Genomic DNA, 5,477 nt, shown 5'->3' with positions numbered 1-5,477 from the left:
GCAGCGGAAGTGACGCGACAACGGGTCTGCTCCGCCGGGATGCTAGACTTGTGGAACTTGATGTGCAGTGATGCCCATGTACCCCTTCATTTAGGGGACAGGGCTTTTTTCATGTGAGAGGCACATCCTGCGTCGATGAACGCGTTCCATTTGGTCCCGGCCGCCGCTTTGCATAAGCGGCAGCAGGCTGGTTGATCACCTGAATTTTCTTCGGCGAACCCCTGGGCCAACCGGCATCGGGGGCCGATATCCGCACGGATACCGCCTGAAAGACCTTTGACTCTTGACTACTTTCGCTGCCCTTGGCACACCCAAAGCCCTCGCCGACACCCTCGCCGCGCAGGGAATCGAAACCCCCTTCCCCATCCAGGTGAAGACCCTGCCTGACACGCTGTCCGGACGCGACGTCCTGGGCCGCGGCCGCACGGGTTCCGGCAAGACCATCGCCTTCGCCATCCCGCTGGTGGCCCGCCTGGCCGAGCGCGAGGCTCCGTACTTCCGCAAGCCCGGCCGCCCCATGGGCCTGGTGCTGGCACCCACCCGCGAACTGGCAACCCAGATCAACGCCACCATCGAGCCGCTGGCCAAGGCCGCCGGCCTGAACACCACCGTGATCTACGGCGGCATCTCGCAGGCACGCCAGGAAAAGGCACTGCGCGCCGGCGTCGACATTGTCATTGCCTGCCCGGGCCGCCTGGAGGACCTGATCCGCCAGCGCATCCTCACCCTCGAGGCCGTGGAGATCACCGTCCTGGACGAGGCCGACCACATGGCGGACCTCGGCTTCCTGCCCGTGGTGAAGAAGCTCATGGACATGACCCCCAGCCAGGGCCAGCGCCTGCTCTTCTCCGCCACCCTGGACAACGGCGTGGACAAGATCGTCCAGCGCTACCTGTCCAACCCGCTGACCCACTCCGTGGACGATCCGCAGGCCGCGGTGACCACCATGGAGCACCACGTGCTGGTGGTCAACGACCAGACCGTCAAGAAGCAGCTGATCGTGGAGCTCGCCTCCGGGGCCGGCCGCCGCGTCCTCTTCATGCGGACCAAGCACCACGCCCGCAAGCTGGCCAAGACCCTGACCGACGCCGGGATCCCCGCTGTGGACCTGCACGGCAACCTGTCGCAGAACGCCCGTGACCGCAACCTCGCCGAGTTCTCCAACGGCGATGTGCGCGTCCTGGTGGCCACCGACGTCGCAGCCCGCGGTGTCCACGTGGACGACGTCGAACTGGTGATCCACGTGGATCCGCCCACCGAGCACAAGGCATACCTGCACCGCTCCGGCCGTACCGCGCGTGCCGGTTCCGACGGCACCGTGGTCACGCTGACCCTCCCGGAGCAGCAGACCGACGTCAAGAAGCTGATGAAGGCTGCCGGCGTGGAGGTCACCTTCGAACGCGTCACCGCCAACTCGCCCATCGTGGCTGACCTGGTGGGCGAAATGGCCGACAAGGTTGATCCCCGCACCCGCGCCGCACTGCTGGCCGCCAAGGCCCAGAAGCAGGGCGGCGGTACCTCCACGGGCGCCAACGCAGAGCGCAAGCGCGCCCGCCGCCAGGCTGCTCCCACAACCGGCGGACGCGGCGGACGCGGCGGCCGGGGCAAGGTTTCGGCCGAGCCGGTCCGCACCGATGTTCCCCGCGCCGAGCGCCGGGCTGCAGCCTTCGAGGGCCGCACCGAAGCCCGGGCAGCGTTCGACCGCAACGCAGAGCAGAACGAGGACCGCGCGATTGCCGCTGCGGCAGCGCGGCGCAACGCCCGAGGCCGCGGCACCGCTTCCACGCACCGCAACGATGTTCCCGCAGCAGGTGGCCGTGCATCGGCCGGCCGCGGTTCAGACGGCCGTGCAGAATCCCGCGTCACCCGCAGCGACGCCCCCCGCGGCGGAACCGGGCGTCCGGCTTCCACCGGCGGCCAGCGCAGCGGACGTCCGGCCACCGGCCAGCGTGCAGCAGCTGCAGGCACAGGTGCACGCACCGGCGGGCGCTCCGCCGGCGCAGGTGCTGCTGCGGGCAGCGGCGGCAACAAGGCTGTCTGGTCCTCCAACACCGGTGGCACCTCCGGCGGATCCTACGCTGCCGGCAACGGCGGTGGACGCTCCGGTGGAGGCCGCTCCGGCGGTCCGCGCCGTGCATCGGCTCCGGCGTCCAACGAGCGCCGCGGCCGCTAAACCCCACCGGCACCCTCGCCTCGCAAGCTCGGCCAGGGAACCCTGCCGGCGTGGGCCCACGCTCAACCACCGGTTTTGACAGGCTCAACCACCGCGTTCCTCACCAGCCCCGGGCGCGCCACTCCTCAAGGTGTGGCCGCTCGGCACCGAGGGTGGTGGGCTTGCCGTGGCCAGGATGCACGACGGCGGTATCAGGGTAGGTGCCGAACAGCCGCTCCGTGACGTCGCTGAGCAGCTGGTTGAACCGCTCCGGGTCCTTCTGCGTATTGCCCACGCCGCCCGGAAACAGCGAATCACCGGAAAAGATCTGCGCCGGGCCCTCCGGGTCCTGGTACACAAACGCGATCGAGCCCGGCGTGTGCCCCCTCAGGTGGACAGCCGTGAGCTCAAAGCCGTCCACGGCCACCCGGTCCCCGTGCCCAAGCCGCCGGTCCACGGGAACAGGCAGCGCGTCGGCGTCGTCCGTCCCCGCGGCGGTGGGCGCACCCGTCGCCGCAGCCAGCTCCTTCAGCGCCCGGACATGGTCCCAGTGCTGGTGGGTGGTGGCGATCAGCGCGAGCCGGGGCGGAGCCGCCGTGTCCGCGGAGGCGTCCGCCAGCAGTTTCTGGATGGCGGGAAGGTCGTCCGCTGCGTCGATGAGCACCTGTTCCCCGCTCGCCTTCGCGGTCAGCAGGTACACGTTGTTGTCCATCTCGCTGACGGAGATCCGGCGGATGGTCAGGGCCGGCAGGTCGTACTGAAGTGAGTCCATGGGACGAGTCTATTCACGGCCCTCCGACACCCACTGCGGATCCGCGGAACGGGAGCCGACGACGGCGTCCGAGGCCGCGTCCAGGGCGTCCAGTTGCGCAGGGGTGAGATCCAGGGCCAGCGCGCCCAGGTTTTCATCGATCCGGTGCCGTTTACGCGTACCGGGGATGGGAACGACCGGCAAACCCAGCCGCTTGCCCTGCGCCAACAGCCAGGCCAGGGCCGTCTGGGCGGGCGTCGCACCAAGGTCGCCGGCCACTGACCGGACGGCCGACACCACTGCCTGGTTGGCGCTGGCGGCGTCCGGGGAAAACCTTGGAATCCGGCGCCGGAAGTCATTGTCTCCAAGGCTGGCGGCGTCAACGGTGCCGGTGAGGAATCCCCGGCCCAGCGGCGAATACGGCACAAACCCCACCCCCAGGGCGGCTGCGGCAGGAACAACGTTGCGTTCCACGTCGCGGCTCCAGATGGACCATTCACTCTGGACCGCTGCAATGGGCTGGACAGCGATGGCATCCTCCAACTCCCGGGCGGTCACTTCGGACAGGCCCAGGTGCCGGACCTTGCCCTGCTGCACAAGCTCCGCCATGGCCTCCACGGTTTCCACAATCGGAACGCGGAGGTCACGGCGGTGCATGTAGTAGAGGTCAATGACGTCGATGCCCAGCCGCTGCAGGCTCCGGTCCACCGCCTGCCGGATATACGCGGCGTCGTTCCGGATGTCGGTGTAGCCGCCGGCCGGGTTCCCGACGAGCGCAAACTTCGTGGCCAGCTGCACCTCGTCCCGGCGCTCCCTGAGCAGCCGGCCGATCAGTTCCTCATTGCTGCCTCCGCCGTAGACGTCCGCGGTGTCGATAAAGCTGACACCGGAGTCCACGGCGTGGTGCAGTGTTTTGAGTGCGTCGGCAGGGTCCACCTCGCCGTACACGGGAGTAAGGGCCATGCCGCCGAACCCGAGTGGGCTGACGTCGAGGCCGTTGCCGAGTGCCACCATGAGTTCTCCTCTTCGCTGTTAGTACCAGGGAATGATGCGGTCCGCGCCGGGCTTCGTGGCCTGGATCAGCCGGGCGTTCGCCTCGTCGGGGCCATGGGCCCAGGCTTGGGCTGCCGTCTGGTCCATCCCGAACGACACATGCCTCGCCACCAGCCGTTCCAGCCGCAGCTCCCGCGGCGTGTCCACAAACCAGACCTCGTCCAGCTGGGCCCGGACCTCTTTCCACGGCTCCTGCTCCGCGAGCAGGTAGTTTCCCTCGGTGATGACCAGCGGCACTTCGGCCGGGACGGCGATGGAAGCGGCCACGGGTTCGTCAAGGGTGCGCCGGAATTCCGGGGCGTAGACCACTGCCTCGTCCCGGCGGACGAGGCGGCGAAGCAGCGAAAGGTAGCCGCCGGCGTCGAACGTGTCGATGGCGCCCTTGCGCCGGCGAAGGGGCGTGCCCTCGATGATGGCGTTTCCCAGGTGGAAGCCGTCCATCGGGACCACTATGGCCGTGGCGGGGGCGAATTGTTGCTGGATCCATGCCGCGAAGGTGGACTTTCCGGAGCCGGGCGCCCCCGTGATGCCCAGGATGGTCCGCGTACCGGGAACCAGCCGGCGCCGGAGGGCGTCCATGGCCTGGGAGATCTCGGGGGAGTCCATGGCAAAAGCCTAAACGGTGCGCCGAATCTCCCCACCTTTGAATCCGGGAACGCCAAGGACGACGACGATTCGCCGGGACACGCCGTCGGCGCGCCTCAAAGGTGGGGAGACTCAGCCCGGGAGACTCAGCGGTGGGATGCCTCAGGGGCAGGCTGTTCGGGAGCCGGGTGCCCCTTCTCCCCGGGAAGTGCCTTCAACCCGGCCGCGCAGCCCACGATCCCGGCGATGAACAGCACTTTCAGCACGCTGAACGGCTCCACGCCGGTGGCCATGGCCCAGCCCACCGTCAAGGCAGCCCCGACGCCCACCCAAATGGCGTAGGCAGTGCCCAGCGGGATGCGGCGGATGGCCATGCCTAGGCCCAGCATGCTCAGCGCGGCGGTGACGACGAATATCAGGGTGGGCACTGGTTTGCTGAAGCCGTCGGAGAGGCCCAAGGCCGTGGCCCACACTGCTTCGAGGACGGCCGAGGCCAGGAGGACCAGCCAGGGGAAGGAACGCCGCAACATTACGCCACCACCTTCAGGCCCACCACGCAGGCGGCTATGCCGGACAGCAGGAGCAGGCGCGCCGCCGTCGGACGTTCCACCTTGGTGATGATCGCGTAGGCGGAGGTCAGGACCACGCCAACTCCCACCCAGACGGCATATGCGGTTCCGGTGGGAATGGATTGCATGGCGATGGCCAGGCCGGCGGTGCTTGCCGTCACGGACACCAGGAACAGGGCGGCTGCGGCGACGCGGCGGCGGCCGGTGGTTTCGAATGCGCGGTGCAGGGCTGCGGCCCAGACGGCTTCAAGGGCGCCGGAGGCCAGAAGGATTAACCAGGACATTACAGATCCTTTGGCCAGTCTTGTCGCGTTCCGGGTACTGGACCGTCGTCCGGAGGCTCCGGATGGGAGCCTTGGTTTCCAGC

The 5,477-nt window shown here is 68.6% G+C and carries 6 protein-coding genes and 1 riboswitch; of the genes, 1 reads left to right on the top strand and 5 read right to left on the bottom strand.

The window, feature by feature from the left end:
* Positions 1 to 283 precede the first annotated feature (283 nt).
* Complete coding sequence (locus P2Q66_RS14090; protein ID WP_115523641.1) at positions 284 to 2,173, top strand: DEAD/DEAH box helicase; 1,890 nt, start codon at positions 284 to 286, stop codon at positions 2,171 to 2,173.
* A 100-nt stretch (positions 2,174 to 2,273) separates the two neighbouring features.
* On the opposite strand, the gene P2Q66_RS14085 is transcribed toward P2Q66_RS14090, so the two are convergent.
* From P2Q66_RS14085 to P2Q66_RS14065, 5 genes are all read right to left on the bottom strand, one after another.
* Positions 2,274 to 2,924 carry an MBL fold metallo-hydrolase gene (locus P2Q66_RS14085; protein WP_275729069.1) on the bottom strand — a complete coding sequence of 217 codons (651 nt, stop codon included), beginning with the start codon at positions 2,922 to 2,924 and terminating at the stop codon, positions 2,274 to 2,276.
* A gap of 9 nt (positions 2,925 to 2,933) precedes the next feature.
* Positions 2,934 to 3,917 carry an aldo/keto reductase gene (locus P2Q66_RS14080; RefSeq protein WP_275729067.1) on the bottom strand — a complete coding sequence of 328 codons (984 nt, stop codon included), beginning with the start codon at positions 3,915 to 3,917 and terminating at the stop codon, positions 2,934 to 2,936.
* 18 nt (positions 3,918 to 3,935) lie between these two features.
* On the bottom strand, positions 3,936 to 4,562 hold the full coding sequence (locus P2Q66_RS14075; RefSeq protein ID WP_275729062.1) for a nucleoside/nucleotide kinase family protein: 627 nt from the start codon (positions 4,560 to 4,562) through the stop codon (positions 3,936 to 3,938).
* Between the two features lie 125 nt (positions 4,563 to 4,687).
* Positions 4,688 to 5,071: a multidrug efflux SMR transporter gene (locus P2Q66_RS14070; protein ID WP_275729059.1), complete on the bottom strand. Its 384-nt coding sequence runs from the start codon at positions 5,069 to 5,071 to the stop codon at positions 4,688 to 4,690.
* Positions 5,071 to 5,394, bottom strand: a complete 324-nt coding sequence (locus tag P2Q66_RS14065) for an SMR family transporter (RefSeq protein ID WP_079595262.1) — start codon at positions 5,392 to 5,394, stop codon at positions 5,071 to 5,073. The genes P2Q66_RS14070 and P2Q66_RS14065 overlap by 1 nt, the downstream gene beginning before the upstream one ends.
* A gap of 9 nt (positions 5,395 to 5,403) precedes the next feature.
* Positions 5,404 to 5,469, bottom strand: a riboswitch (guanidine-III (ykkC-III) riboswitch).
* Between the last annotated feature and the right edge of the window lie 8 nt (positions 5,470 to 5,477).

It is taken from the genome of Arthrobacter sp. Cr_A7 (assembly GCF_029222765.1).
Taxonomy (GTDB): domain Bacteria; phylum Actinomycetota; class Actinomycetes; order Actinomycetales; family Micrococcaceae; genus Arthrobacter.
This window is presented reverse-complemented; position numbering and strand designations above follow the sequence as displayed.

Excerpts from the sequence above, each read along its gene's own strand:
- P2Q66_RS14085 (WP_275729069.1), bottom strand. The coding sequence starts at position 2,924 with ATGGACTCACTTCAGTACGACCTGCCGGCCCTGACCATCCGCCGGATC.
- P2Q66_RS14065 (WP_079595262.1), bottom strand. The coding sequence starts at position 5,394 with ATGTCCTGGTTAATCCTTCTGGCCTCCGGCGCCCTTGAAGCCGTCTGG.
- P2Q66_RS14070 (WP_275729059.1), bottom strand. The coding sequence starts at position 5,071 with ATGTTGCGGCGTTCCTTCCCCTGGCTGGTCCTCCTGGCCTCGGCCGTC.
- P2Q66_RS14080 (WP_275729067.1), bottom strand. The coding sequence starts at position 3,917 with ATGGTGGCACTCGGCAACGGCCTCGACGTCAGCCCACTCGGGTTCGGC.
- P2Q66_RS14075 (WP_275729062.1), bottom strand. The coding sequence starts at position 4,562 with ATGGACTCCCCCGAGATCTCCCAGGCCATGGACGCCCTCCGGCGCCGG.